The following is a 23,226-nucleotide window of genomic DNA, read 5'->3' on the forward strand; positions in this document are numbered from 1 at the left end:
AAATAAGCCCGGAACAGGCCTTTTCCCGATTAGGAGTACCACTTTCTCTGCAGACCGCCCTATCGTACTCTTCACAGACCTGGTCTCCCATCCGGGAGGCCACTGTGCTGTGCAGGACAAAGCGATCGAGTTGTGAGCAGCTCAATATTTGTGAAGAGCGTTCTAAACTTGGTGGCGCAAGCCTTCAGTAAGGGTTCAGAAAATTGTTCTAAACTTGGCTGATGAATGCTGCGCTTCAACGTCTTCTGCTGGTATGCCTGTTTAGCGGGGGGGCTTTTGCGCAACGACCTGTTGATATCGCATTCTGGCATACCCTCGAGCCGCCAGGGCGGGAGGCGCTGGAAAAAATTGTGGCGGATTTCAACGCTCGACAGCGCGACTTTCGCGTGGTGGCGCAGCATGTGGGCGACCTGCGCGAGGGGGGGCTCAAACTAACCGCGGCCCTTCGGGCAGGCAATGCGCCCCAGCTTTACTACGGCGAGGTTTCGTTTGTGAGCCGGGCCGTGCAAGAAAACCTGGCCTTGCCGCTGGACGAGTACCTGGGTAACCTGCCTGGCGATTTTTACCCCGGACTGCTCGAGACCGGGCGATTCCAGGGTCGAACCTATGCCCTGCCGCTCGAGCTGCATCTGCCGGTGCTTTTTTTTAATGCCGACCAGCTGGCTGCCCGCCGCCTGAACCCACCCCAGAACTGGGAGGCCCTGGCCAGTGCAGCCCAGCAGCTTACCACCCGTTCGGCCAAAGGGCTTATGGTGGTGAGCGATGTCTACAGCTTTAATGCCGTGGTGATGAGCCGGGGTGGGCAGCTGGTGCGTGATGGTCGGCCCAACTTTTCCGACCCCAAGGTGGTGCAGAGCCTCGAGTACCTGCAAGACCTGGTGCGCTCGGGGCACGCGGTGAGCCGCAACATCGCCGAGGCTCAGTTTGCCATGGTGGATTTTGTGCGTACCAAGGTGTTTATGGGGATTGCGCCGATTACCGTCTGGCCCACCCTGGAAAAGCGTACCCCCATTCCATTCCGGCTGGGGGTGGCCCCCCTACCCCGCACGCCCGACGGCAAGTTGCCGCTGGCCGGGGGCAACCTGATGGTGTTGCGCGGCGCCAGCGAGGCCCAGGCCAGAGGGGCCGTGGCGCTGTGGCGCTACTGGATGGAGCCCTCCATCCAGGCTGAGTGGGTCAGGGCCACCTACTGCCTGCCCCTGCGTCGTTCAGCCCAGCCCTTACTGGAGGATTTCTACCGCGAAGACCCCCGCCGCCGGGTGGCCTTTGCGGGCCTCGAGCAGGCCGCCAGCTGGGTACAAGACCCCGAGGTGACCCTCTGGTACGGTTTTCTGGAAGAGGCCCTCGAGCGCGTCCTGAAGGGCAATGCCAACCCTCGCCAGGCCCTGGAAGAGGCCCAGCGCAAAGCCCTGACGGTGGAGCGCCGCTAGTCGGCCCTGGGGTGGCCGAGCCTGCCCAGAAGAATCCCAATGACCTTTTCGGCGGACTGCGCCACCTCCGGACTTAGCCCCTCGCCACTGCCAAAGCAGCGACCCTCGATGCCAAAGACCACGGTGTGGCGGGGCAGCACACCCAGGGCGCGGGCGAGCTCGAGGGCCTCGCTCAGGCCAAAGGTGTGGCTCGAGAGCCGCTCAAACGCAGGTAGAGGTGCAGAACCCACCTCGAGCACATGCAGGGTTCCGGGTGGCTGGCCCGAGACCACCGCCTCTATCACCCAGGCCTCGTCGGCCCCGGCCAGGCCCTCCACCAGGCGGGTCAGGTCGTCGCCCACCTCCAGCACGTCCAGGCCCGCTTGACGCAGTTGTTCGGCTATCCAGGGCCCCACCCCGTCGTCCTGGCGGTAGGGGTTGCCCAGGGCCAGCACTCTAGGTCTCATGCTCTATTTCCAGCCGCAAAAAGTGGGTCGCGCAGGAGATGCAGGGGTCGTAGTTGCGGATGGTCTGCTCGCAGCGCAGGGTGAGTTCGGGCTTGGGCAGCTCGAGGTGGGCGGCCACAAACTGCCGCAGGTCTTCCTCCATCATCTTCTGGTTTTGCGAGGTGGGGGGCACAATTTTGGCCGCGGTAATCAGGCCCTGTTGGTCCATCTGGTAGCGGTGGTAGAGAATGCCGCGGGGGGCCTCGCTGCACCCTGCACCGGCAGAGGCCCTGGGCACCACGGGAACGCTGGGGGCGTCGGGCTCCTGGTATTGGTCAATCAGACGCAGGGCCTCCTCGCAGGCATACAGGGTCTCGATGGCCCGCACCACGATGCTCTGGAAGGGGTTGCGGCAGACCGGCCCCAGGCCAACCTCCCGGGCCAGCGATTGCAGCGCAGCGGGGAGCTGGTCGTGGTTCAGGTTGTAGCGGGCCAGCGGCCCCACCAGGTAGGGCTGGCCCTGGTGGGTGGCATGTAAGGCATTGGAGTGGGGGACGTGTTCCTCCTGGAAGTGCTGCTCGAAGTCTGCAACCGGGATGTCCAGCCCCCGGTTGGAGACGATGCGCCCCTCTAGGATGGGGTACTCGCCCTCCTGGCGCAGCGCCACAAAGGTATAGTCGGGCGCGAAGTCGGGGAAGTCCAGGCGGCTCACAAAATGTACCGTATTAAAGGCAATCTCGCGGGCGCGCTCGAGCTTATCCCGCACCGCCAGCAGCTCGGCCTTGCGCGGCACCCGGTAGAACCCTCCTACCTTCACGTTGATGGGGTGAATCTCCCGCCCGCCCAAAAGCGCCATCAGTTCGTTGCCGGTTTTTTTCAGCTCCAGGGCCTCCCGGACCCGCTGGGGCTGGTCCTGCGCCAGCCGCACCGCGTCGGGGTAGCCCAGAAAATCCGGCAGGTGCAAAAAGTAGATGTGCAGGGCGTGGCTCTCGATCCACTCCCCGCAGTAGAGCAGCCGCCGCAGCGCCTTTAGCTGACCCTCCACTGCTATCCCCAAAGCGGCTTCCAGCGCCTGGCACGAGCTCATCTGGTAGGCCACCGGACAGATGCCGCAGATGCGGGCGGTAACGTCGGGCACTTCGGCAAAGCTGCGCCCGCGCAAAAAAGCCTCAAAGAAACGCGGTGGCTCGAAGATATCGAGCCGCACCTCTTTGACCTGGTTGCCCCTGACCCGCACGTACAGGGCCCCTTCCCCCTCTACGCGGGCCAGGTTGCCCACCCGGATGGTTCTGGTCTGGCGGGTTTTTGCGGTGTCAGCCATGGCGCTGTGCCTCCTTGCTGAAGGCCCGGGCCCCGGCGTTGTAGCTCTGGAAGGCCCGCTTCTGGGCCGCTTCGCTCACACCGAGGTGCGTCCACCAGGCGCTCAGGGCCACGGTGTTGGGGTTTTCCTGGGGGCCAAAGCAGCCGTAGCAGCCCCGCTGGTAGGCCGGGCAGATGGCCCCGCAGCCCGCCTGCGTAACCGGCCCCAGGCAGGGAATGCCCTGGGCCACCATCACACAGACCGTGCCCCGGGCCTTGCACTCCAGGCAGACGCTGTGGGGGGGGATGTTGGGCTTGCGCTTGTGCAGAAAGGCCGAGACCACCTCGAGCAGCTGCGCTTTGTTGACCGGACAGCCCCGCAGCTCGAAGTCCACTTTCACATGCTCGGAGATGGCGCTGGAGTGCTTTAGGGTCTCGATGTACTCGGGCTGGGCATAGACCACACGGGTAAACTCCTCCACATCGGCAAAGTTGCGCAAAGCCTGGATGCCCCCCGCCGTGGCACAGGCCCCAATGGCCACCAGAAAACGGGAGTTCTTGCGAATGGCCTGGATGCGCTCGGCGTCGTGGGGGGTGGTGATGGAACCCTCGACCAGCGAAAGGTCGTAAGGGCCAGGCAGAACGGCACTGGAGGCCTCGAGGAAGTTGGCAATCTTGACCGCCCCAGCTAGGGCCAGCAGCTCATCCTCGCAGTCCAGAAGCGAAAGCTGGCAGCCGTCGCAGGAGGCAAACTTCCAGACCGCCAGGGTGGGTTTGTGCTTACCGGGCATCTAGACCTCCTTTCGCATCATCCAGTCCCGCACCTGGGCAAAGGCCAAGACCGGCCCGTCCTTGCACACGAAGTGGGGCCCCAGCTGGCAGTGTCCGCAAAAGCCCACCGCGCACTTCATGTTGCGCTCCATCGAGAGGTAGAGGTTTTCCTCCGGCACCCCGCGTTTGCGCAGCTCGGCAAGGGTAAAGCGCATCATCACCTCCGGCCCCACCACCAGGGCAGTGGTGCGGGTAGGGTCTAGTTGCAGGTGGGGGATTAGCTCGGTAACCACCCCCACAGCCCCATCCCAGCTACCCTCGGCGCGGTCGACCGTAACCCGCACCGGCCAGGCGCCGGGGGCGTGGGAGAGGCTGTGCTGCCAGCGCTTGAGCTCCTCAGGGAATAGCAGATCGGCGGGGGTGCGTGCCCCGTAGAGCAGGTAGATTCGCCCATAATCCTGCCGGTGGCGCAGCAGGTGGTAGATGGCGGGGCGCAGGGGTGGGAGGCCAAGGCCCCCCGCGACCATCACCACATCGCCGCCTCTGGCCTGTTCCACCGGCCAGTGGCTGCCAAAAGGGCCCCGTACCCCCAGCACATCCCCCTTGCGCAGTTGGCACAGGGCCTCGGTGACCGGGCCCACCCGGCGGATGGTGTGCACCAGGCGCTCGGGCTTGTGGGGGTCGCCGCTGATGGAGATGGGCACCTCGCCCACCCCAAAGACATACAGCATGGTGAACTGGCCCGGCAAAAAGGCCAGCGGCGGGCCTTCTTGCGGCTCGAGCTCGAGCGTCACCACATCGGCGGTCTCGCGGATGGCCCGTGCCACCCGAAAGGGGCGGGGCAGCATGGGGTCGAGCCGGGGAGTGGAACTAATGGGGTTGACCATACAAGTCCAGTAGGCGAAGCCGGGTGGCCTGCAAGCGCCCACCGATGACCCTGGAGAAGCGCTTGCACAGCTCGTAACCGAAGTGGTGGTCTTCTTCCGAGCGCTGGCGCACCGCCGCCGCATCGAAGGCCAGCAAGCGGGCAGCCTGGAAGATGTGGGCATCGAAGGTCTTGTGGGTCTCGGGCAGCATCACCGACCAGCCCAGCACCTCCCCCGGCCCCAGAGTCTGAATCACCAGCGCACCCCGCCCAGGGGTGTGGATTTCCAGGCGCACCAGCCCCTCTTGAATCAGGTAAAAGTCTTTGGATACATCGCCCTCCCGGTACAGGTAGTCGCCCACTTCCAGCGCCAAGGGTTCGGCCAGCTCGGCCAGCCAGGCCAGGTCTTTGGGCCGCAGGCCACGGAAGAAGGGATGTTCGCTCAGATACTGCTGAAGGCTGGTTTTAGACATGTGCACCCCCCGCTGGCGGTGTGAACCAGGGCTGCCCCGAAGGCGAGGCCCTCATGGCAGCCACCTCTTCGGTCAGGTCAATCCCCACCGGACACCAGGTGATGCAGCGGCCACAGCCCACACACCCCAGACTGCCAAACTGATCCTGCCAGGTAGCCAGCTTGTGGGTCAGCCACTGGCGGTAGCGGGCCCTGGTCGAGACCCGCACGCTGCCGCCGTGTAGGTAGGAGAAGTCGGCGGTGAAGCAGGAGTCCCAGCGGCGGGTGCGTTCGGCCATCTGGCCCGCGAGGTCGGTATGGTCTTCCACGCTGGTACAGAAGCAGGTGGGGCAGACCTGGGTACAGTTGCCGCAGCTCAGGCAGCGGGCCGCGACCTCCTCCCAGCGGGGGTGCTCGAGGTTGTGGTAGAGCATCTCCTTGAGCCCCTCGGTATCCAGTTGGCGCCCCATGCTCCGGGCCGCCTGCGCCACCAGGGCCTCGGCCTGGCTCCACTCCGACTGCTGGGCCGGGCGGTGGGCTACCTGGCCCAAGAGCCGGGCCCCCCGTTCACTGCCCACCTGCCCCACAAAGTAGTGCTGGCCGTTCTCCAGCACCTCGGTCAGGGCCAGGTCAAAACCGCGCTGGGCTTTGGGGCCGCTGTTCATGGAGGTGCAAAAACAGGTGTTGCCGGCTTGTGTGCAGTTGAGGGCCAGCAAAAAAACCTGCTCGCGCCGGGCTTTGTAGTGGGGGTCCTGGTAGGGGCCGCCCAGAAAAACCCGATCCTGTACCTCGATGGCCCGCAGTTCGCAGGCCCGCACACCCAAAAAGGCGTATTTGGGGATGGGCTGGGCCTCACCTTCGAGCTCGAGCTTCCCGTTTACCCTGTGGGCCCGGAACAGGCGCAGCAGGGGCGGGTGCAAAAAACGCTTCCAGCTATGGGGCCCCACGTTGTAGCCGAACAGGGCCTCGTCGCTGCGCCGCCGCAGGCGGTAGGTGCCCCCCTCCTGGTGGTCGGTATAACCTATGGGAAGGTCTTCAAGCCGCTCGATTTCGTCGTAGACGATGGCCCCTTCCCGCACCGTGGGCCCCAGGGTCAGGTAGCCCTCGGCCTTGAGGGCCTGCAATAGTTGCTCGAGCCCAGAGCGTTCCAGTACGAACTGGCCCTTGTGCATGCCTTCCTCCGTTGCTGCTAGCTTAACCGGTTGCGCTTGGGCCAAATGACCTTATGGCTTAGGTTGTGGATTTGGCGAGCAATTGTGCTGCTTTAAGGCGGCTTGATGACCAAGCCAGCCTGGTTTTGCCCGACGCTGGTTATGGCCGCAAGCCCTCAACCCCGCTAACGCTCATGCCACCCAGGCCCAGCGCCACAATTTCGGCACGGTTGATCAGCAGGTACTCCAGCCTCTCCTCCAAGCCGCCATCCGCTACCGTAGCGTTACGTAGAATCAGGACATTTTCCGGCCCACCCCACTGGGCCGCGCAGCGCCGGAAGGTTTCTGGGTCGTAAAACTCGTCGGGAAAGACCTCGTCGCCCTGGATAATCCGATCGGCCAAAAAAACGATTCGCAGGTGCCTCATGCCGTCCTCCTCCATCTTGCTACATCCCGGACTTGCCTGTTCCCAAGCTTTTTTCAGCCTCCATTATGCGCTTTTTGCTGCGCAGCACCGCGTCGGGATTAAGGCTAATGGAGTCGATGCCTGCGTCCACCAGGAAGGCGGCAAACTCGGGGTAATCGGAGGGGGCCTGTCCGCAAATTCCCACCTTGCGCCCGTGCTTATGGGCTTTTTGAATTAACTCGGCGCAGGCCCACCTGACCGCCGGGTTGCGCTCGTCGAAGAGGGCCGCTACCTGGGTGGAATCGCGGTCTACCCCCAGCACCAGCTGGGTCAGGTCGTTGGAACCAATCGAGAAACCATCGAAGATCTGGCTAAATTCTTCGGCCAGGATCACGTTGGAAGGAATCTCGGCCATCACGTAAACTTCCAGGCCGTTCTTACCACGCTCCAGGCCTCCTTCTTTCATGACCTCGAGCACCTTTTTACCTTCCTCTACTGTGCGGCAGAAGGGAATCATCACCACCAGGTTGGTGAGGCCCATCTCGTCGCGCACCCGTCGCACCGCCTCGACCTCGAGCAAAAAGCCCTCTTTGTAGTCGGGGTGGTAGTAGCGGCTGGCCCCACGCCAGCCCAGCATGGGGTTTTCTTCGCCTGGCTCAAAGGCCTCACCCCCCAGCAGCCTGGCATACTCGTTGGTTTTGAAGTCGCTCATGCGCAAGATGACCGGCTTGGGGTAGAAAGCCGCGGCCAGCACCGCGATGCCCTGGCTCAGGCGGTCAACAAAGTATTCACGCCCGCTCTTGTAGCCATTGGTTTTGATCTCAACCTCACGCTGCACCCTGGGGCTTAGTTTTTCGGGGTGGAGCAGTGCCAGGGGGTGAATGCCCACCCAGTCGGCAAAGATGAACTCCATCCGGGCCAGACCCACCCCGTCGTTGGGCAGGAGTGCCAGCCGGAAGGCCTGCTCGGGGTTGCCCACATTCATCATGACCTGGGTGCGGGTGGAGCCAAGCTGGAAGGGGTCGAACTCCTCCACCGCAAACTTCAAAGCCCCCTCATAAACCCGCCCCACCTCACCCTGGGCGCACGAGACCGTGACCGGGCCCCCCTTGGCTAGGGCTTTGGTCGCCCCGGCAGCCCCCACCACCGCCGGAATGCCCAGTTCGCGGGCCACAATCGCCGCGTGCGAAGTGCGCCCACCCCGCTCGGTCACGATGGCGCTGGCAATCTTCATGATGGGTTCCCAGTCGGGGTTGGTGGTAACGGTAACCAAAACATCGCCGGGCTTGATCTGGTTCATGGCCTTGGGGTCGCGGATGACCTTGGCTGTCCCTGTGGCAATTTTTTCCCCCACCGCCAGCCCTTCCACCAGCACCCGGCCTTCTTCCAGCAGGGTGTAGGTTTTGATGGTGGCGCTCTTGCGGCTGTGGACGGTTTCGGGCCGGGCCTGCACGATGAGCAGCTCGCCAGTAATCCCGTCCTTGGCCCACTCGATGTCCATGGGGGTAGGGGAACCCCGTTTTTTACTGTAGTGCTGCTCGATTGCAACTGCCCACCGGGCCAGGGTCAGCACTTCTTCGTTGGAGAGCACCCACTGCTTGCGTTCGGCGGGCGCTACCGGGTTGTTGCGTAGCTTGTGATGCTCGGGGTCGTAGACCAAACGCAGTTCCTTGGCCCCCAGTTTTTTCCAGAGCAGGGGCTTGTAGCCTTTGGCCAGGGTTTCCTTGTGCACGTAGAAACGGTCGGGGGTGGACTTGCCCTGCACGATGTTCTCGCCCAGGCCCCAGACCCCTTCCAGCATCACCACCCCGTCAAAGCCAGTCTCGGTGTCGAGGGTAAAGATCACGCCCGAGGAAGCCAGATCCGAGCGCACCAGCCGCTGTACCCCCACCGAGAGCAGCACCTTCTCGTGGGGGAAGCCCATATCCACCCGGTAGCGGGTGGCCCGGGCGGTGTAGAGGCTGGCAAAGCATTTCTTCACCGCCTCCAGTAGCTCAGCCTCGCCCTGGATGCCCAGGTAACTCTCGTGCTGCCCAGCAAAACTGGCGGTGGGCAGGTCCTCGGCGGTGGCGCTGGAGCGTACCGCCACCATCAGGTCTTCTATGCCGGCCCGGCGTGAGAGTTCGCGGTAGGCCAGCAGGATTTCACCCTCGAGGTCCTCGGGCAGCGAGGCCCGCAGAATCAGGTTGCGGATGAGCCGGGTGCGCCGGGCCAGGTCGTCGGGGTCGTGGGGGTTCAGCTCGTGCAATTGTTCGCGGATGGGGGCCCCCAGGCCGTTGGCCTGCAGGAAGTGATGGTAAGCCTCGGCGGTCACAGCAAAGCCATCGGGCACCCGTACCCCCAGCTTGCCCAGTTCGCGCACCATCTCGCCCAGCGAGGCGTTCTTACCCCCGACCAGCGGCACATCCTCGATGCCGACCTCTTCGAACCACCGCACAAAGCGCAGGGGCGGCTGGCTCGAGCGGCCTTTGGAACGGCTCGAGCCCGAACGGGGCTTCGCGGATTCAACAGTAGCCATAAATGCCTCCTGCCTAAACCCTAAAAAGCCCTTATTACCAAGCCATTACTTGCATAGAGGGGCCAGACCTGGGAGCGGTTAGGTGCCCCGACGCGGGAAAAGATTTTCTACAGGTGCCGATCGAGCCAGTCGGCAATGTCGTGCAAAACCTGCTCCTTTTGCAGATCGTTGAGGGGCTCATGATACCCCCCCGGATAGATGCGCAGCTCTTTGTCGATAGAGGATACCTCTCGGAAAAGCCAGTGTGCCCCCTCGACGCGGTTGATGGCGTCGGCCTCACCATGCAGGATGAGCAGCGGATCGACAATCTTTTTGACCTGGGCTTTGAGCGAGCCCATGGCGTTCAGCACTTCGGTGCCCCAGCGGACACTGGCCCTACCGTGCACGAGGGGGTCGTTACGATAGGCTTCGATCACGGCTGGGTCGCGGGAGAGAGCTTTGATATTCAACCCCAGTTTGAACGACAAAGCGGGCCAGTTTTCAGATAGCAGCCGCGCCGCGGCCACCAGCAGGGGATTAGCGGTACTGCCCGGCTCGAGCAAGGCCCCACTCACGATGGCTCCCCTTATGTCCAGGGGCTGCGTTGCCAGATAGCTCAGCACCACCAGGCCGCCCATGCTATGGCCAAACAAGAACGATGGCCGCGAGGGTTCGCAAGCCTGTGCAAAGTTGCGAAAAATAGCCAGGGCGTGCCAGTAATCGGTCCAGCTGTCGATGTGCCCGCGCTGCCCACTCGAGCGACCATGACCCACCAGGTCGTGGGCATACACCGCGTAGCCACGAGAAACCAGGTACTCCGCAAGATGGACATAGCGCCCGCTGTGCTCGCCAAAACCATGGGTCACAACCAAAAAGGCTTTGGGCCTGCTGGGTCGCCAGCGCCGGTAAAACTGTCCGTAGCCATCTCCGCTTGGGGCAATACCTTCATGGATATGCATAGTCCTGTAAGCCTAATGTGAGCGCATTATAAGCAACAGATTAATTAATTCCAACTGGCTCGAGTAGCCACCGATTACACAGCCTTGACAGCCCCGGCAGGGCACGGGTACACTTCCCCCAGGATGATCTTAAGTGCAAAAAAATCCAGTGCCGGGGGGCTAGTCTGAGCTAGTCCGCGCAACTGCGTATCCCGGCCCGCACACTGCTTGCGGGCGGTTTTTTTTATGAAGGAGGTTATGGCAGCACTCACCCCAACACACCGTATCGAAATCGTGGACACCACCTTCCGCGATGGCCAGCAGTCGCCGCTGCTCTTTGACACCGAAAAGTATCGCTTTACGCTGGAAGAGAAGAAGGTGTTGATGACAGGCTTGATAGAGCTGGGGGTAACCCATTTCGAGTTTTTTTCACCGGTGGTCGGGGTGGCCGAGGCGCAGGACGTGCAGGAGCTGATAGCTCATGCCAGGGCCCTCACCCAGAAGCCCCTGATGTTTTTGGCCCACTGCCGCTGCAACCTGGATGATATCGAGCGGGCCCTCGAGACAGGCTGCAACGGCCTGAACCTCTACCTGGGGGTTTCGCCCCTGGCCCAGCAGCACAATGCCCAAAAATCCCTGGAAGAGTCGGTTCGGCTGGCCCAGGAGGTGATTGGGACAACCCGTAAGGCCCACCCCGACCTTTACCTGCGCTTTAGCGCCGAGGACGCCTTCCGCACCCCACTCGAGGACATCTTTTGCCTGTACGATGCAGTTTATCCCTATGTGAACACCCTGGGCATGCCCGATACCGTGGGGGTAGCTGAGCCCGAAGATGTGAGTGCGGTGGTGGCCCGGCTGCGCCAGCGCTACCCCAACGCCGCCCTGGAGTGCCACTTTCACAACGACCGGGGCCTGGCCCTGGCCAACGTAATTGCGGCGGTGCGGGCTGGGGTGCGCTATGTGGATGCTTCCATCTGGGGCCTGGCGGAGCGCTCCGGCATTCCCTCGGTTACGGGGGTGCTGTTTAACCTTTCCAAGCGCTACCCCGAAATTGCAAGGCAGTACAACCTGAACCAGTGTTATCCGCTTAATGTGCTTATGGCCTCCATTCTAGGCACACTGGTGCCCTATACCGAGCCAGTGTCGCTGACCAACCGCACGCATACCGCCGGAGTACACCAGAAAGCAGTTTTGAACGAGAAAAAAGTTTACGAGGCGCACAATCTGCACGACTTCGGCGTGGACAAAAACCAGCTGCTTCTGGGCCCCCTATCGGGCTGGAACCTGATTTACTACTACCTGAAGGAAGTGGAGAACTTTATCATCAGCAAAGAGCAGGCCAAGCAGGTAGCGCAGGAGTTCAAGAGCCGCACCGCTGAAATTGGGCGCCGCAAGAAACCCGAGGAACTTTTGCTGGAAATCGCAGAAGCCCACGGCCTTTTGCGCCATATCTTGCCCGAGGAGGTGCCGACTGCCCGGCTGGAGAACCTGGACTGAGGGTTTATGCATAGAACACGTTTTGATGGGGGGATGCGATGGGGCTAACTTTAGCAGAAAAAATTCTTTCCAAGCGAGCCGGCCGTGAGGTCAGGGCGGGGGAGCTGGTGGTGGTTGAGGTAGACCAGGTGATGGTGGTGGACTCCATTGCCGGGAGCTTTTTCAAGCGCCTGGCACAGCTCGAGGCAACCCCGCGCTTCCCTGAAAAGGTGTCCATCGTGATTGACCATGTGGCCCCCGCCGCCAACGTCGAGGTAGCCAAGGCCCAGAAGGAAATCCGGGCGTGGGGCAAGCAGTATGGCTGCCGGGTGTTTGACGTGGGGCGGGGTATCTGCCACCAGGTGCTGGTGGAGGAGCGGCTGGCCCTGCCGGGGGGCATCGTGCTGGGCTCGGACAGCCACTCCACCACCTATGGGGGTATCGGCTGCTTTGGTAGCGGGATGGGGGCTACCGACATTGCGCTGGCTGCCGCCTCGGGGCGTACCTGGTTGCGCGTGCCAGAAACGGTCAAGGTAACTTTTCGGGGACAGCTCGCACCCAGCACGACGGCCAAGGATGCGGCCCTGGAGATGGTTCGGGTGCTCACTGCTGATGGGGCTACCTACATGAGCATCGAGATGCACCTGGTGGATGGGGCCGAGTCCCTGAGCCGCAGCCAGCGCCTGACCCTGGCCAACCTGACCGTGGAGGCCGGGGCCAAGTGCGGGCTGGTGGTGCCCAGCGGGGAGATTTTGCAGATGTATGACGTGCCCGGCTGGCTGACTCCTGACCCCGACGCGGTGTATGTCAGGGAAGTCGAGATTGACCTCTCTAACCTTACCCCACGGGTCGCGGTGCCGTTTTACGTGGACAACGTGGAAGAGGTAGAAAAGGTAAGGGGCAAAAAGGTAGACCAGGTGTTTGTGGGCACCTGTACCAATGGGCGGCTGGACGACTTACACCAGGTGGCCGAAATTCTGAAGGGCCGTAAGGTGGCGCCGGGGGTACGGTTGCTCATTATTCCGGCCTCGTCGCAGGTGCTCGAGCAGGCCACTGCCGACGGCACCCTGCTCACCTTGCTGCAAGCCGGGGCTACGCTGGGAACCCCTGGCTGCGGGCCTTGTATGGGACGGCACCAGGGCGTGCTGGCACCGGGCGAGGTGTGCGTGAGCACCTCCAATCGCAACTTCAGGGGACGGATGGGCGCAGCCGATGCAGAGATTTACCTGGCCTCGCCCCGGGTGGCCGCCGCAACTGCGGTAGCTGGCTACATCACCACCCCGGAGGCCCTGGAGGAGGTAACCCATGCCTAGAGTCTGGAAGTTTGGCGATGCCATCAACACCGACGATATTCTGCCTGGCAAGTATGCGCCCTTTATGGTGGGCGAGGACAGGTTTCATACCTACGCCTTCGCCCACCTTCGCCCCGATTTTGCACCCAACTACCGGCCGGGCGAGATCCTGGTCTGCGGCAAGAACACGGGCCTGGGTTCTTCACGTGAGTATGCCCCGGAAGCCCTGCGCAAGCTGGGCCTCAAGGCCATTATCGCCAAAAGTTATGCCCGCATCTTCTACCGCAACCTGGTTAACCTGGGCATTATGCCCTTTGAGGCACCGGAGGTGGTAGATGCTTTGCAGGACGGCGATGAGGTGGAGCTGGATTTAGAGCAGGGCATTCTGCGGCGTGGGGCCGAAACCTTCTTGCTAAAGCCCCCACCGGCTTTTTTGCTGGAAGCCCTCAAGGAAGGCAGCATTCTGGAGTATTACCGCAAGTATGGGCGTTTCCCCGGCGAGCGCAGCGGCGGGTAAACTGAAGGGGTTGAGGGTTTTTATGGAAGATCTGGAAGTAATCTGTCCGGAATGCGGTGAAGCCAACTACCTCCTTGCCGAAGACCTCGAGGAACTCACCCCCGACGATTTTTTCGAGTGTGAGTCCTGCGGGGCCTACCTGCAGATTCTATCCACCGACCCGCTGGAAGTGGTGGTTATCGAAGACGGCGAGGAGGGACTTTTTGTAGACTGCCCGGAGTGCGGTCTAACTTTCGAGGTGGATGGCGAAGACGAGGTGGTCTGCCCGGAGTGTGGCCACCGCTTTATGCCCGACTGGTCGGATATCGAAGAGGACGAGGAAGACCTGGCCTGAGCTGATAGCCAATAGCCGATGGCCGGTGGCTGGCGGCTTGAAGCATAGCAATGTGACGAAAGGAGAGACCATGACAGCCGAATGTGTGGAATGCGGAAGCCCGATTGCGCTGGAGAACCCCGAACTGGGGGAGCTGGTGGTTTGCGAGACCTGCGGTGCGGAGCTCGAGGTGGTGGGGTTGGAGCCCCTCAAGCTACAAGCGGCCCCCGAAGAAGCGGAGGACTGGGGCGAGTAAGGTAGGGCCTGGAGGGCAGGCGTAGGGGAGGTAAGCCCCAAACCCTGCCCTCTAACGACCAGCCCCTTTGCTTATGCTAGCGATTCTGTACGACCGCATCCGCCCCGACGAGGAGATGCTCTTCAAGGCCGCTGAGGGGCTGGGCATTCCTTTCAAGAAAATCTATGCCAAACAGATGCCCATGCGCCTGGGGGAGCGTCCACTGGAGCTCGAGGGCGTTACCTGTGCGGTGGAACGCCTGGTCTCACAGAGCAAGGGCCTGGCGGTCTCGCGCTACCTCAAGAGCCTGGGGATTCCGGTGGTCAATGCCCCGGAGGTTATCGAGGTTTGCGGGGACAAGTGGGCCACCAGCTGCGCTTTAGAAGCACATGGGGTTCCCCAGCCCCGGACCGCCCTGGCTACCGAAGCCGAGGAAGCCCTGAAGCTCATCGAGCAGATGGGCTATCCGGTGGTGATGAAGCCGGTGGTGGGGAGCTGGGGCCGCCTGCTCTCGCTCATCCGCGACCGCGATGCCGCCGAAACGGTGCTCGAGCACAAGGAGGTGCTGGGCGGCTACCAGCACCAGCTCTATTACATACAAGAGCTGGTGGAAAAAGGAGGCCGGGACATCCGGGCTTTTGTGGTAGGGGATACCTGCATTGCGGCCATCTACCGCAGTTCTGACCACTGGATTACCAACACCGCCCGTGGGGGCAAGGCCTCCAACTGCCCGGTGACGCCCGAACTGGCCGCGCTGGCTGTAAAGGCGGCCAAAGCGGTGGGGGGTGGGGTGGTGGCTATTGACCTGTTCGAGTCCCCTCGAGGCTTGCTGGTAAACGAGGTTAACCACACCATGGAGTACAAGAACTCGGTGAGCGTTACGGGGGTGGACATTCCGGCCAAGATACTGGAGTACGCCTGGAGCATCCGCCGCACTTAGGGCCGCGCCCGGCTCTGCCCAGTGGCAAGGCCACCAGCAATCAGGTGGGCCGCGCGCAGAGGCTCGGGGATGCTGGAGTGCACCGCAAAACGCCTTATGACCTGGTCGGCCTGCTCTGGGGTTAGTCCCACGCGCTGCACATAGACCCCGGCCACGGGCTCGGGGGCCCCGGCTTTTTGCATAAGCGCCCATTTCTGCTTTCCGCCGCGCACCTTTTGCAGGGCGGCCTCGATGGCCCCCAGGTTGGGTTTGCGCCGCGAGACCACCAGTACCGGCAGGGCCAGGCTTTGCGATAGCGCCTGGATGTCCACCACGTTGAAGCCACCCAGGGCAATGCCCTGGAGCATCACCAGCTGCAGGCTGGGGTAAAACTTTGAGTGCTGAACGAGCCGGACAAGCACCGCTGTGCTGTTGCGCCCGTCCCGCCAAACCTGCCCGCTCAACACCCCTTCCAGCCGTAGCCCGTTGTACACCACCCCCACAACCCCCACGCTGCCCCGGTGATGGCGTGCAAAGGGAAAGTCGTCGAAGCCGATCACGTAGGAGAAGCTGCTGGTTTTCATGGCAGTCTTTATCCGGTATTCTAGGGTGCGCCAGGAGAAACTGAGGGCGCAACTCCCCAAAAGCTTTTTCGATAGGGTCTTTTTCGTGCAAAAGAAACACTTTTGGTTATCGATCTTATGAGCGAGAAGAAAACCGTTTCAATTGTGGGAGGCTCCGGCTATGCTGGGGGAGAGTTCCTGCGGCTGGCCCTGCAGCATCCTTACCTCGAGGTTAAGCAGGTAACCTCGCGCCGGATGATGGGCGATCCCGTAGCGCTGGTACACCCCAACCTGCGGGGCCGCACCAGCCTGAAGTTTGTAGACCCCGCCAACCTCGAGCCCTGCGACATCCTGGTGCTCTCCATGCCCCACGGGGTGGCGGCCAGGGAGTTCGAGAAATACCAGCATCTGGCCCCGGTCATCCTGGACCTCTCGGCGGACTTTCGCCTGAAGAACCTGAACCTGTACAAAAAGTACTACGCTGAAGACCACCCCCGCCCCGACCTATTGGGCCAGTGGGTGTACGGCAACCCCGAGCTCTACCGCGAGGCCCTCAAAACCGCCAACCGCATCGCCTGTTGCGGCTGCAACGCCACGGCCACCATTCTGGGCCTCTATCCCTTGCTGCGAGAGGGCCTGCTGGCCCCAGGCCCCATCTTTGCCACCGTGATGATCTCCACCAGCGCCGCTGGGGCGGAGCCCAGCCTGGCCTCGCACCACCCCGAGCGCGCGGGCAGCATCCGGGCCTACAAGCCCACCGGCCACCGCCACACCGCCGAAATTCGGGAGAACCTGCCAGGCCAGCCCGAGTTGTACCTGACCGCCATCGCCACCGACCGGGTGCGTGGCATCCTGATGACCGCCCAGACCTTCTTACAGCATGGCCTGAGCGAGAAGGACGTCTGGGGTGCCTACCGCAAGGTGTATGGAGCGGAGCCATTTATTCGCCTGGTCAAGCTCAAGAAGGGCATTCACCGCTACCCCGACCCCAAGGTGGTAGAGGGCACCAACTACTGCGAGGTGGGCTTCGAGCTGGAAGAAGACACCGGGCGGTTGGTGGTGATCTCGGCCATCGACAACCTGGTCAAGGGCACCGCCGGCCATGCCATCCAGAGCCTCAACGTGCGGATGGGCTGGCCCGAAACCCTGGGCCTCGAGTTCACCGGACTGCACCCCTAGGCCATGGTGGTTGTCGGCTCTACCAACCCGGCCAAGCTGGAACCCGTGCGCCTGGTGTTTGCGGAGCTGTTTCCGGGGCTCTATATCAGCGGTGTGGAGGTGCCCAGCGGGGTGCGCGTGCAGCCCATTGGCTACGACGAAACGGTCTTGGGGGCGGAAAACCGGGCCAGGGCGGCCCTGGCCCAGCCCGGTGCCACCTGGGGGCTGGGCCTGGAAGCCGGGGTTGAGTTTAATGCTCACGGGGGCTGGCTTTTCAACATCGCGGTGATACTGCGCGCCGACGGACGCCGGGGCATGGCTCGAGGGGGCTCGGTCTTGCTGCCGCCGGTGGTGGGGGAGCGGCTGCGTGGGGGAGAGGAACTGGGGCTCATCATGGACGACCTGGTAGGCAAGAGGGATACCAAGAAGGCCCTCGGGGCGGTGGGCATCCTCACCCTCTCCCGCGTCGAGCGGGTGGAGTTCTGGCGGCACACCATCGAGCTGGCCCTGCCACCGTTTTTGCGCCCGGAACTCTATCCCCTAGAGTAGGGGCATGGAGTGGCATAAAGGCGCATATACCATCAGCACCGACTTCTCCCGGTTCGACCTGGCACGGATACACCATTACCTGGCCTTTGACGCCTACTGGTCGCCCGGAATTCCTTTTGGAGTGGTAGCCAAAGCTTTCCAGAACTCGCTTGCATTCGGAATTTTTCAAGGTGAGGAGCAAGTTGGCTGGGCACGGCTGGTCACCGACCGGGCTACCTTTGCCTATCTGGCCGACGTGTACGTACTGGAGGCCCACCGGGGGGCTGGGCTGGGCCAATGGCTGATGGAGGTGATCCTGGCCCACCCCGAGCTTCAGGGCCTGCGACGCTGGCTGCTTGCTACCCGTGACGCGCACAGCTTGTATGCTCGCTATGGCTTCCGGCCCCTGGCCGCCCCCGAGCGCTTCATGGAGCGGCATTTCCCCGATGTGTACAAAAAATCGGTATGATGGCAGGCTAGAGGTTGGCCGATGATTGTAGTCAAGGTAGGCGGTTCGGAAGGCATCAACTACGAGGCAGTGGCTAAAGATGCCGCTTCGCTTTGGAAGGCGGGTCAAAAGCTCATCGTTGTGCACGGGGGCAGTAGCGAGACCAACCAAATTGCCGAGGCGCTGGGCCACCCGCCGCAGTTCCTGACCCACCCCGGCGGTATGACCAGCCGACTTACCGACCGCAAGACCCTGGAAATCTTCGAGATGGTCTACTGTGGCCTGGTGAATAAGCGCATCGTAGAGCTTTTGCAGCGCGAGGGCGTGAACGCGGTGGGCCTTTCGGGGCTGGATGGCCGCATCTTCGAGGGTAAGCGCAAAGATGCCGTCAAGTACATTGAAAACGGCAAAATAAAAATTCACCGGGGCGACTACACGGGCTCGGTGGAAAAGGTGAACACGGGCTTGCTGAGCCTGCTGATGGACGCGGGCTACCTGCCGGTGCTCACCCCACCGGCGGTGTCCTACCAGGGTGAGGCCATCAACACCGATGGCGACACAGCGGCGGCCATGCTGGCTAAGGCTTTCCAGGCCGAAGCGCTGCTGCTCCTCTCCAACGTTCCGGGCCTTTTGGCCAACTTTCCGGATGAGTCCAGCCTGATCCGCGAAATTCCAGCCGCCCAGGTGGGTGACCCCCAGTACATGAGCGTGGCCCAGGGCCGCATGAAGAAAAAGGTGCTGGGGGCAGTAGAGGCGGTGCAGGGTGGGGTGGGCCGGGTGGTGTTTGGCGATGCCCGCATCGAGAACCCGATTTCGGCTGCGCTGGCGGGGGCCGGTACGGTGGTGCGCTAAACCCCCAGGGAAGGACGGGCGGTAAAATTGCGCCATTATGGACAAGCTCATCTCCCGGCGCGACCTCGAGTTCCTGCTTTACGAAGTGCTGGATATCGAATCCCTCACCCAGCGTGAACGCTACCGCGACCACAGCCGCGCGACCTTCAAGGACATCCTGGATGTGGCCTACAAGATTGCGCTGGAACACTTTGCCACCCATAACAAGAAAAACGACCAGCAAGAGCCCTGGTTCGACGGTGAAAAAGTCCACACCAACCCCGAGGTCAAGGCGGCGCTCGAGGCCTACCGCCAGGCAGGCTTGTTTGCGGCTACCCACGACTACGCGCTGGGCGGCATCCAATTGCCCTACGTGATTTCCACGGCCTATGGCGCTTTTTTTAAGGCGGCCAACATCGCTACTTCTAGCTTTGCTTTGCTGACCGCTGGCAACGCCAACGTCCTGCGAAAGTATGGCTCGCCATCGCAGCAAAAAAAATACCTGCTGCCCCAGCTGGAGGGCCGTTTCTTTGGCACCATGTGCCTCTCCGAGCCCCACGCCGGTTCTTCCCTGACCGACATCCTGACCCGGGCTGAGCCCCAGCCCGATGGCACCTACCGGCTCAACGGCTCCAAGATGTGGATTTCTGGCGGCGACCACGAGATAGCGGAGAACATCGTGCACCTGGTGCTGGCTAAAATTCCCGGCGGGCCTCCTGGGGTCAAGGGGATTTCGCTATTTATCGTGCCCAAGTATCGGGTCAACGACGATGGCAGCCTGGGGCCGCGCAACGGGGTCAAGGTGGCGGGCCTCAACCACAAGATGGGCTACCGGGGGATTCCCAACTGCCTGCTGAGCCTCGAGGACGCGGTGGGTGAGCTGGTGGGAGCGCCGCACCAGGGCCTCTCTTATATGTTCACCATGATGAACGAGGCCCGCATTGGGGTGGGCATGGGCGCGATGGCGCTGGCCTACACGGGCTACCTGCACGCCCTGGAATACGCCCAGGAGCGCACCCAGGGCCGTCGTCTGCACGATAAAAACCCGGCTAACCCCGCTGTCCCGATCCTCCAGCACCCCGACGTGCGCCGCATGTTGCTGATGCAAAAAGCCTATGCTGAGGGCTGCTTGCACCTGTGTTTGTATGCGGCCCGGCTGGTAGATGAGGAGCGCACCGCCCCCACCCCGGAGGCAGCCCGGCAGGCCAACCTGCTGCTCGAGGTACTCACCCCGGTGGTGAAGGGCTGGTCGAGTGAGCTGGGTATGCGGGCCAACGAGCTGGCCATTCAGGTTCACGGGGGCTATGGCTATACCCGCGACTACAACGTGGAGCAGTTCTACCGCGACAACCGTCTGAACGCCATTCACGAGGGAACCAACGGGATTCAAGCGCTCGACCTTTTGGCGCGCAAGGTGGGGATGCAGGGCGGACTGGGCTTCCGGCTGTGGGCACAGCAAATCGAGCAGACGGTTCGGGCTTGCCAGGAGGACACAGGCCTGCCCGCCGACCTGCGCCGCTATGCCGAACAGCTCGGGCAGGCCCTCAAGACCACCACCGAAGTAACCCAGCACCTGCTGAGCAAAGCCGCCCAGGGCGAAGTGGAACGGGCTTTTGCCAACTCGTTTGCCTATCTGGAGCTTTTTGGCACCCTGACGCTGGCCTGGCTGTGGTTGCAGCAGGCCCAGCAGTCGGTGGGGAAGGAAGGGGCTTTTTACCGGGGCAAGCTCGAGGCAGCCCGCTACTTTTTCCACTACGAGCTCGACAAGGTGCCCTTGCTGGCCGCACGGCTCATGCGGCTCGATGATGTGTTCTTGTGCCCCGAGCAGGACTGGCTGACAGAAAGTTGAGGGCCTGCTGCTTTTGCGTATGCCGACCTGCACCATTAATGCCCGATGCGCCAGGTGGGTGCTGCCGAACCCCTGGTATAGAACGCAGCCTGCCCTGTAGCTTTAAGGGCTGGCTAAGCAGGATTGAGACTTTTCCCATTTTTGTGAGACGAAAATGCCTTGGAATAGAGCCATGTGGCGCTGGTGGATGGTTTCGGTGGTATTTTGGACGTTGGCCCATGCACAGACACCCCCTGCCCCAGCGGGCAACCCGCCGATGCTTCCGGCCAGCCGGCTAGGGCTGAGCGTAACCCAGGAGAACGGGGCCATCACCTTTCGCAAAGCTGAGCTGAGTTTTACCTATGTGGAAGGCCTGGGCTGGACGCCCCCCCTGGAGGCGGGCCTGCCCCCACCCCAGGGAACGCTGCTGCCCCTCGAGGTGATCCGGGCGGTGGGCCTGGTGAGCGCAGCGGAAGCCAGGGTGCGCTTCTCTGCCGATGCCAGCCGGTTGCGCCTGGTGCTCGACCTGCCCGAGGGCGACGCGGTGCAGCCTGCGCCTTCGGGCCTGGCCCCTTATCCGGGCCGCCTGGAGCTGAGCCTGCCCTACTTTGTGCCGGGCCTCGAGGGGCTGCGGCCTGTGGGGGTGGAGCTAATGGCCCGCTACGAGCCGCAAAACACCCTGCTCACGCTGCAAGCCCCGCCGGGTCGTTTTTACCGCTACCGCACCTTTTTGCTTTCCAACCCCAGCCGCTATGTGCTGGACGTGTACTACCTCGAGCCCGAGCGCGAGGAGGCCCTGCAACCGGGCTTCCGCTACCGCGAGCTGTGGGCCTGGACACCCGAGCCGGTGCGCATGTACTGGCTCGAGGCCCTGCCGGGCCGCTGGCGCATGGAGCCGGTGGGCCGCCCTGGTGAGCGCCGGCTTTTGCCGCAGATGGCCCCCGGGGCCCTGGCCATCCTGAATGGCGGCTATTTTGATGGGCCTACCGGAACGCCCATTGGCCTCTGGGTGCGGGCCGGGGTGCCCCTTAGCTTTCCCTTTGGGCGCAGTGCTCTGTTCTGGCAGGACGACACCGTATTCGCCGGACGCCCCCAGTTTGCCGCCTCGGTGCAGCTAATGGACGGGCGCAGCCTGCGGGTGGGGCTCAACCTGGCCCGGGCCCGCTATACGGTGCACACCCTGCCGGGGCTGGTGGGCAGGGCAGGGGAAAATGTACACCTGGTGCAGGGTGAACAGATTATCGCTACCTATCCTGCGCCCTACGAACTCCCCCAGGGTTTGTGGGCCCTTACCTTCCCCGCCGAAGCGCCCATCGCCCGCACCGGCGAGACCCTGCGGCTGGTGGTGAGCCTCGAGCCGCCTGTCAGCCACGCCCTCGAGGCGGGCCCCCTGCTGCTGCAAGCGGGGGTGAACGTCTTTGACCCCAACGCCGAGCCCTTCCGCGACCGTGCCCCGGTAGAGGCGGTGGCTGCCCAGTCGGTGGTGGCCTGGTCGCAGGAGGGGGCGCTCTTCTTTATTGTGACCGAGCCCATGCGCCCCGAGGCCCTGGCCCGGGTGCTGCAAGAGCAGGGCTTGTGGGGCGCCATTCGTATGGATGGGGGCGGCTCGGCCCAGCTATGGGTACAGGGCCGCCTGCGCAACCCTGGCAATGGCCTGCTGGGGGCGCGCCCGGTGGTGAGCGGGCTGGCGCTCTACCCCAAGCCCTAACCTGCCAGCCGCCTCGTTTCCTTCGAGCGCAAAGCGTTGAAAACCTTTTTGCTGTGGGTCGCCACAAACAGGTACTCCTGGTTTTCGGTGTGCGAGACCTGCCCCACTTTTTGGCCCTGGGGGTTGTAGATGCCGATGCGCGCACCCACGTAGCGGCGGTGGGTCTGGCTCATGCGCACCACATAGCCCCATTCCTTCAGCATGGCCTCAATTTCTTCGGCACGGAAAAAGCCCTCGTTGTTGAAGGATAAAACCAGGTGCTTGGCCCGCAGGCTGGACAGCAGCCGCTCCATCGCGCCCCGGGCTGTGCGCCTGGAGTTGAAAGGACTTTTGTGCTTTTGTACCTCGGTGCGTTTGCGGGCGACGCCATAGGTTTGGGGTTTATCCCAGCGAACCAAGGTTTCCCAAAGGTGGTAATTGCCCAGGTAGGAGTGCTGGTTGTAGGGTGGGTCGAGGTAGATGAGGTCGGCCTGTAGATGGGGGGCGATTTCCAGGGCGTCGGCCTGGAGGGCCAGTCCATCGCCTGCCAGCAGGGGTGGGTATTCCAGGCGCAAAGAGTTGAACGAGCGGGGGGCCCAGCGCTTAAGGTAGGCCATCTGGATGCCGGTGGTGGAGTCTACTTTGTCGGCGGCAACCATCAGGCTAAAGAGCAGAATGGCCCGCAGGATTTGGTCTGTGGCGGCCTCGAGCTCGATGCGTTCGCGGATGGCCTCGATTTTGGCCCCATTGTGGGGCTGAATAAAGCGGGACTCCTGGCAGTAGGTGCGGGTAAACCAGCCTGGCTGGCCTTTTAGCCGTTGTAGCCGCTTCAAGATGGGTAGGATGCGCTCAGGGGGATACTGGTTCCGGTTGGCCTGAACGAGCGTCTGGGCCAGAACCCAGGCGTAGGTATGGAGGTCGTTGGCGGTTACAAAAAACCCCATGTTTTTGAGTGCGTGCCCCACCCGGGCGCTGCCGGAGAACAAATCCACGGCGTCTTTGATGGGGCTGATGCCATTAATGTGTGCAACCACCCCGGTAATCCAGGGCAAAAGTGCGCGTTTGGAGCCAATATATTTGACCACTGCGAAAATTCTACACGCAAGCATGGCGAATTGCACAATATACGCGGGTAATTCCTTCGTGTGCTACTTGACCTTGCCCCCAGGGATGTGAAAAAAGAGGGGGTGCTATGCAT

Annotated in this window: 24 protein-coding genes; 13 read left to right on the plus strand and 11 right to left on the minus strand. The window is 62.6% G+C overall.

Translation table 11 applies throughout. From position 1 onward, the window contains the following. Window positions 1–221: 221 nt before the first annotated feature. Window positions 222–1,430, plus strand: a complete 1,209-nt coding sequence (locus ABWU19_RS00550) for an ABC transporter substrate-binding protein (RefSeq protein WP_435899849.1) — start codon at window positions 222–224, stop codon at window positions 1,428–1,430. Here ABWU19_RS00550 and ABWU19_RS00555 read toward each other — a convergent pair. From ABWU19_RS00555 to ABWU19_RS00595, 9 genes are all read right to left on the minus strand, one after another. Beyond that, complete coding sequence (locus ABWU19_RS00555; RefSeq protein ID WP_435899850.1) at window positions 1,427–1,876, minus strand: hydrogenase maturation protease; 450 nt, start codon at window positions 1,874–1,876, stop codon at window positions 1,427–1,429. The genes ABWU19_RS00550 and ABWU19_RS00555 overlap by 4 nt on opposite strands. Continuing rightward, complete coding sequence (locus ABWU19_RS00560; protein WP_435899851.1) at window positions 1,866–3,176, minus strand: Ni/Fe hydrogenase subunit alpha; 1,311 nt, start codon at window positions 3,174–3,176, stop codon at window positions 1,866–1,868. Before ABWU19_RS00560 ends, ABWU19_RS00555 begins: the two co-directional genes overlap by 11 nt. Then, window positions 3,169–3,945 (minus strand): hypothetical protein, encoded by a 777-nt coding sequence (locus ABWU19_RS00565; protein ID WP_435899852.1) that lies wholly within the window; start codon window positions 3,943–3,945, stop codon window positions 3,169–3,171. The genes ABWU19_RS00560 and ABWU19_RS00565 overlap by 8 nt, the downstream gene beginning before the upstream one ends. Further along, window positions 3,946–4,812 carry an FAD/NAD(P)-binding protein gene (locus ABWU19_RS00570; RefSeq protein WP_435899853.1) on the minus strand — a complete coding sequence of 289 codons (867 nt, stop codon included), beginning with the start codon at window positions 4,810–4,812 and terminating at the stop codon, window positions 3,946–3,948. Next, the gene (locus ABWU19_RS00575; RefSeq protein ID WP_435899854.1) at window positions 4,796–5,263 is read right to left on the minus strand and encodes a Crp/Fnr family transcriptional regulator; all 468 of its coding nucleotides are present in this window, start codon (window positions 5,261–5,263) and stop codon (window positions 4,796–4,798) included. The genes ABWU19_RS00570 and ABWU19_RS00575 overlap by 17 nt, the downstream gene beginning before the upstream one ends. Next, the gene (locus ABWU19_RS00580; protein ID WP_435899855.1) at window positions 5,256–6,413 is read right to left on the minus strand and encodes a 4Fe-4S dicluster domain-containing protein; all 1,158 of its coding nucleotides are present in this window, start codon (window positions 6,411–6,413) and stop codon (window positions 5,256–5,258) included. The genes ABWU19_RS00575 and ABWU19_RS00580 overlap by 8 nt, the downstream gene beginning before the upstream one ends. A 139-nt stretch (window positions 6,414–6,552) precedes the next feature. Beyond that, complete coding sequence (locus ABWU19_RS00585; RefSeq protein WP_435899856.1) at window positions 6,553–6,819, minus strand: hypothetical protein; 267 nt, start codon at window positions 6,817–6,819, stop codon at window positions 6,553–6,555. A gap of 19 nt (window positions 6,820–6,838) precedes the next feature. Next, window positions 6,839–9,244 (minus strand): phosphoenolpyruvate synthase, encoded by a 2,406-nt coding sequence (ppsA, locus tag ABWU19_RS00590; RefSeq protein ID WP_435899874.1) that lies wholly within the window; start codon window positions 9,242–9,244, stop codon window positions 6,839–6,841. Window positions 9,245–9,423: 179 nt separating this feature from the next. Continuing rightward, window positions 9,424–10,254: a lysophospholipase gene (locus ABWU19_RS00595; protein WP_435899857.1), complete on the minus strand. Its 831-nt coding sequence runs from the start codon at window positions 10,252–10,254 to the stop codon at window positions 9,424–9,426. 237 nt (window positions 10,255–10,491) lie between these two features. Here ABWU19_RS00595 and ABWU19_RS00600 point away from each other — a divergent pair, with 237 nt between their 5' ends. The 6 genes from ABWU19_RS00600 to lysX all read left to right on the plus strand — a co-directional run bounded on the left by ABWU19_RS00600 (window position 10,492) and on the right by lysX (window position 15,006). Then, window positions 10,492–11,730, plus strand: a complete 1,239-nt coding sequence (locus tag ABWU19_RS00600) for a homocitrate synthase/isopropylmalate synthase family protein (RefSeq protein WP_435899858.1) — start codon at window positions 10,492–10,494, stop codon at window positions 11,728–11,730. Between the two features lie 38 nt (window positions 11,731–11,768). Continuing rightward, window positions 11,769–13,022 carry a 3-isopropylmalate dehydratase large subunit gene (locus ABWU19_RS00605; protein ID WP_435899859.1) on the plus strand — a complete coding sequence of 418 codons (1,254 nt, stop codon included), beginning with the start codon at window positions 11,769–11,771 and terminating at the stop codon, window positions 13,020–13,022. Then, window positions 13,015–13,518: a homoaconitate hydratase gene (locus ABWU19_RS00610; RefSeq protein ID WP_435899860.1), complete on the plus strand. Its 504-nt coding sequence runs from the start codon at window positions 13,015–13,017 to the stop codon at window positions 13,516–13,518. The genes ABWU19_RS00605 and ABWU19_RS00610 overlap by 8 nt, the downstream gene beginning before the upstream one ends. A gap of 22 nt (window positions 13,519–13,540) precedes the next feature. Continuing rightward, window positions 13,541–13,852, plus strand: a complete 312-nt coding sequence (locus tag ABWU19_RS00615) for a paraquat-inducible protein A (RefSeq protein WP_435899861.1) — start codon at window positions 13,541–13,543, stop codon at window positions 13,850–13,852. 70 nt (window positions 13,853–13,922) lie between these two features. Beyond that, complete coding sequence (lysW, locus tag ABWU19_RS00620; RefSeq protein ID WP_435899862.1) at window positions 13,923–14,087, plus strand: lysine biosynthesis protein LysW; 165 nt, start codon at window positions 13,923–13,925, stop codon at window positions 14,085–14,087. Window positions 14,088–14,160: 73 nt separating this feature from the next. Further along, window positions 14,161–15,006 carry a lysine biosynthesis protein LysX gene (lysX, locus tag ABWU19_RS00625; protein WP_435899863.1) on the plus strand — a complete coding sequence of 282 codons (846 nt, stop codon included), beginning with the start codon at window positions 14,161–14,163 and terminating at the stop codon, window positions 15,004–15,006. Here lysX and ABWU19_RS00630 read toward each other — a convergent pair. Next, on the minus strand, window positions 15,003–15,569 hold the full coding sequence (locus ABWU19_RS00630; RefSeq protein ID WP_435899864.1) for a DUF99 family protein: 567 nt from the start codon (window positions 15,567–15,569) through the stop codon (window positions 15,003–15,005). The genes lysX and ABWU19_RS00630 overlap by 4 nt on opposite strands. A 117-nt stretch (window positions 15,570–15,686) precedes the next feature. Between ABWU19_RS00630 and argC the strand changes: the two genes are divergently transcribed. From argC to ABWU19_RS00660, 6 genes are all read left to right on the plus strand, one after another. Continuing rightward, window positions 15,687–16,727: an N-acetyl-gamma-glutamyl-phosphate reductase gene (argC, locus tag ABWU19_RS00635; RefSeq protein ID WP_435899865.1), complete on the plus strand. Its 1,041-nt coding sequence runs from the start codon at window positions 15,687–15,689 to the stop codon at window positions 16,725–16,727. Window positions 16,728–16,730: 3 nt separating this feature from the next. Then, a complete protein-coding gene (yjjX, locus tag ABWU19_RS00640; RefSeq protein ID WP_435899866.1) occupies window positions 16,731–17,255 on the plus strand; it encodes an inosine/xanthosine triphosphatase in 525 nt (174 codons plus the stop codon). Between the two features lie 4 nt (window positions 17,256–17,259). Further along, entirely contained in the window at window positions 17,260–17,703 is a 444-nt protein-coding gene (locus tag ABWU19_RS00645; protein WP_435899867.1) for a GNAT family N-acetyltransferase, read from the plus strand. Window positions 17,704–17,724: 21 nt separating this feature from the next. Next, window positions 17,725–18,534 (plus strand): [LysW]-aminoadipate kinase, encoded by an 810-nt coding sequence (locus ABWU19_RS00650; protein WP_435899868.1) that lies wholly within the window; start codon window positions 17,725–17,727, stop codon window positions 18,532–18,534. A gap of 37 nt (window positions 18,535–18,571) precedes the next feature. Further along, complete coding sequence (locus tag ABWU19_RS00655; RefSeq protein ID WP_435899869.1) at window positions 18,572–20,362, plus strand: acyl-CoA dehydrogenase; 1,791 nt, start codon at window positions 18,572–18,574, stop codon at window positions 20,360–20,362. 256 nt (window positions 20,363–20,618) lie between these two features. After that, window positions 20,619–22,049, plus strand: a complete 1,431-nt coding sequence (locus tag ABWU19_RS00660) for a phosphodiester glycosidase family protein (protein ID WP_435899875.1) — start codon at window positions 20,619–20,621, stop codon at window positions 22,047–22,049. Here the strand turns inward: ABWU19_RS00660 and ABWU19_RS00665 are convergent. Then, window positions 22,046–23,113 carry a DNA adenine methylase gene (locus ABWU19_RS00665; RefSeq protein ID WP_435899870.1) on the minus strand — a complete coding sequence of 356 codons (1,068 nt, stop codon included), beginning with the start codon at window positions 23,111–23,113 and terminating at the stop codon, window positions 22,046–22,048. The genes ABWU19_RS00660 and ABWU19_RS00665 overlap by 4 nt on opposite strands. Window positions 23,114–23,226 lie beyond the last annotated feature (113 nt).

Source organism: Meiothermus cerbereus, assembly GCF_051297115.1.
In the GTDB taxonomy this organism is placed as follows: domain Bacteria; phylum Deinococcota; class Deinococci; order Deinococcales; family Thermaceae; genus Meiothermus; species Meiothermus cerbereus_A.

Coding starts and splice junctions, on each gene's coding strand:
- ABWU19_RS00600 (WP_435899858.1), top strand. CDS start 10,492: ATGGCAGCACTCACCCCAACACACCGTATCGAAATCGTGGACACCACC.
- ABWU19_RS00580 (WP_435899855.1), bottom strand. CDS start 6,413: ATGCACAAGGGCCAGTTCGTACTGGAACGCTCTGGGCTCGAGCAACTA.
- ABWU19_RS00585 (WP_435899856.1), bottom strand. CDS start 6,819: ATGAGGCACCTGCGAATCGTTTTTTTGGCCGATCGGATTATCCAGGGC.
- ABWU19_RS00560 (WP_435899851.1), bottom strand. CDS start 3,176: ATGGCTGACACCGCAAAAACCCGCCAGACCAGAACCATCCGGGTGGGC.
- ABWU19_RS00655 (WP_435899869.1), top strand. CDS start 18,572: ATGGACAAGCTCATCTCCCGGCGCGACCTCGAGTTCCTGCTTTACGAA.
- ABWU19_RS00645 (WP_435899867.1), top strand. CDS start 17,260: ATGGAGTGGCATAAAGGCGCATATACCATCAGCACCGACTTCTCCCGG.
- ABWU19_RS00650 (WP_435899868.1), top strand. CDS start 17,725: ATGATTGTAGTCAAGGTAGGCGGTTCGGAAGGCATCAACTACGAGGCA.
- ABWU19_RS00565 (WP_435899852.1), bottom strand. CDS start 3,945: ATGCCCGGTAAGCACAAACCCACCCTGGCGGTCTGGAAGTTTGCCTCC.
- ABWU19_RS00610 (WP_435899860.1), top strand. CDS start 13,015: ATGCCTAGAGTCTGGAAGTTTGGCGATGCCATCAACACCGACGATATT.
- ABWU19_RS00555 (WP_435899850.1), bottom strand. CDS start 1,876: ATGAGACCTAGAGTGCTGGCCCTGGGCAACCCCTACCGCCAGGACGAC.
- ABWU19_RS00550 (WP_435899849.1), top strand. CDS start 222: ATGAATGCTGCGCTTCAACGTCTTCTGCTGGTATGCCTGTTTAGCGGG.
- yjjX (WP_435899866.1), top strand. CDS start 16,731: ATGGTGGTTGTCGGCTCTACCAACCCGGCCAAGCTGGAACCCGTGCGC.
- ABWU19_RS00605 (WP_435899859.1), top strand. CDS start 11,769: ATGGGGCTAACTTTAGCAGAAAAAATTCTTTCCAAGCGAGCCGGCCGT.
- lysX (WP_435899863.1), top strand. CDS start 14,161: ATGCTAGCGATTCTGTACGACCGCATCCGCCCCGACGAGGAGATGCTC.
- ABWU19_RS00615 (WP_435899861.1), top strand. CDS start 13,541: ATGGAAGATCTGGAAGTAATCTGTCCGGAATGCGGTGAAGCCAACTAC.
- ABWU19_RS00570 (WP_435899853.1), bottom strand. CDS start 4,812: ATGGTCAACCCCATTAGTTCCACTCCCCGGCTCGACCCCATGCTGCCC.
- ABWU19_RS00630 (WP_435899864.1), bottom strand. CDS start 15,569: ATGAAAACCAGCAGCTTCTCCTACGTGATCGGCTTCGACGACTTTCCC.
- ABWU19_RS00595 (WP_435899857.1), bottom strand. CDS start 10,254: ATGCATATCCATGAAGGTATTGCCCCAAGCGGAGATGGCTACGGACAG.
- argC (WP_435899865.1), top strand. CDS start 15,687: ATGAGCGAGAAGAAAACCGTTTCAATTGTGGGAGGCTCCGGCTATGCT.
- lysW (WP_435899862.1), top strand. CDS start 13,923: ATGACAGCCGAATGTGTGGAATGCGGAAGCCCGATTGCGCTGGAGAAC.
- ABWU19_RS00660 (WP_435899875.1), top strand. CDS start 20,619: ATGCTTCCGGCCAGCCGGCTAGGGCTGAGCGTAACCCAGGAGAACGGG.
- ABWU19_RS00575 (WP_435899854.1), bottom strand. CDS start 5,263: ATGTCTAAAACCAGCCTTCAGCAGTATCTGAGCGAACATCCCTTCTTC.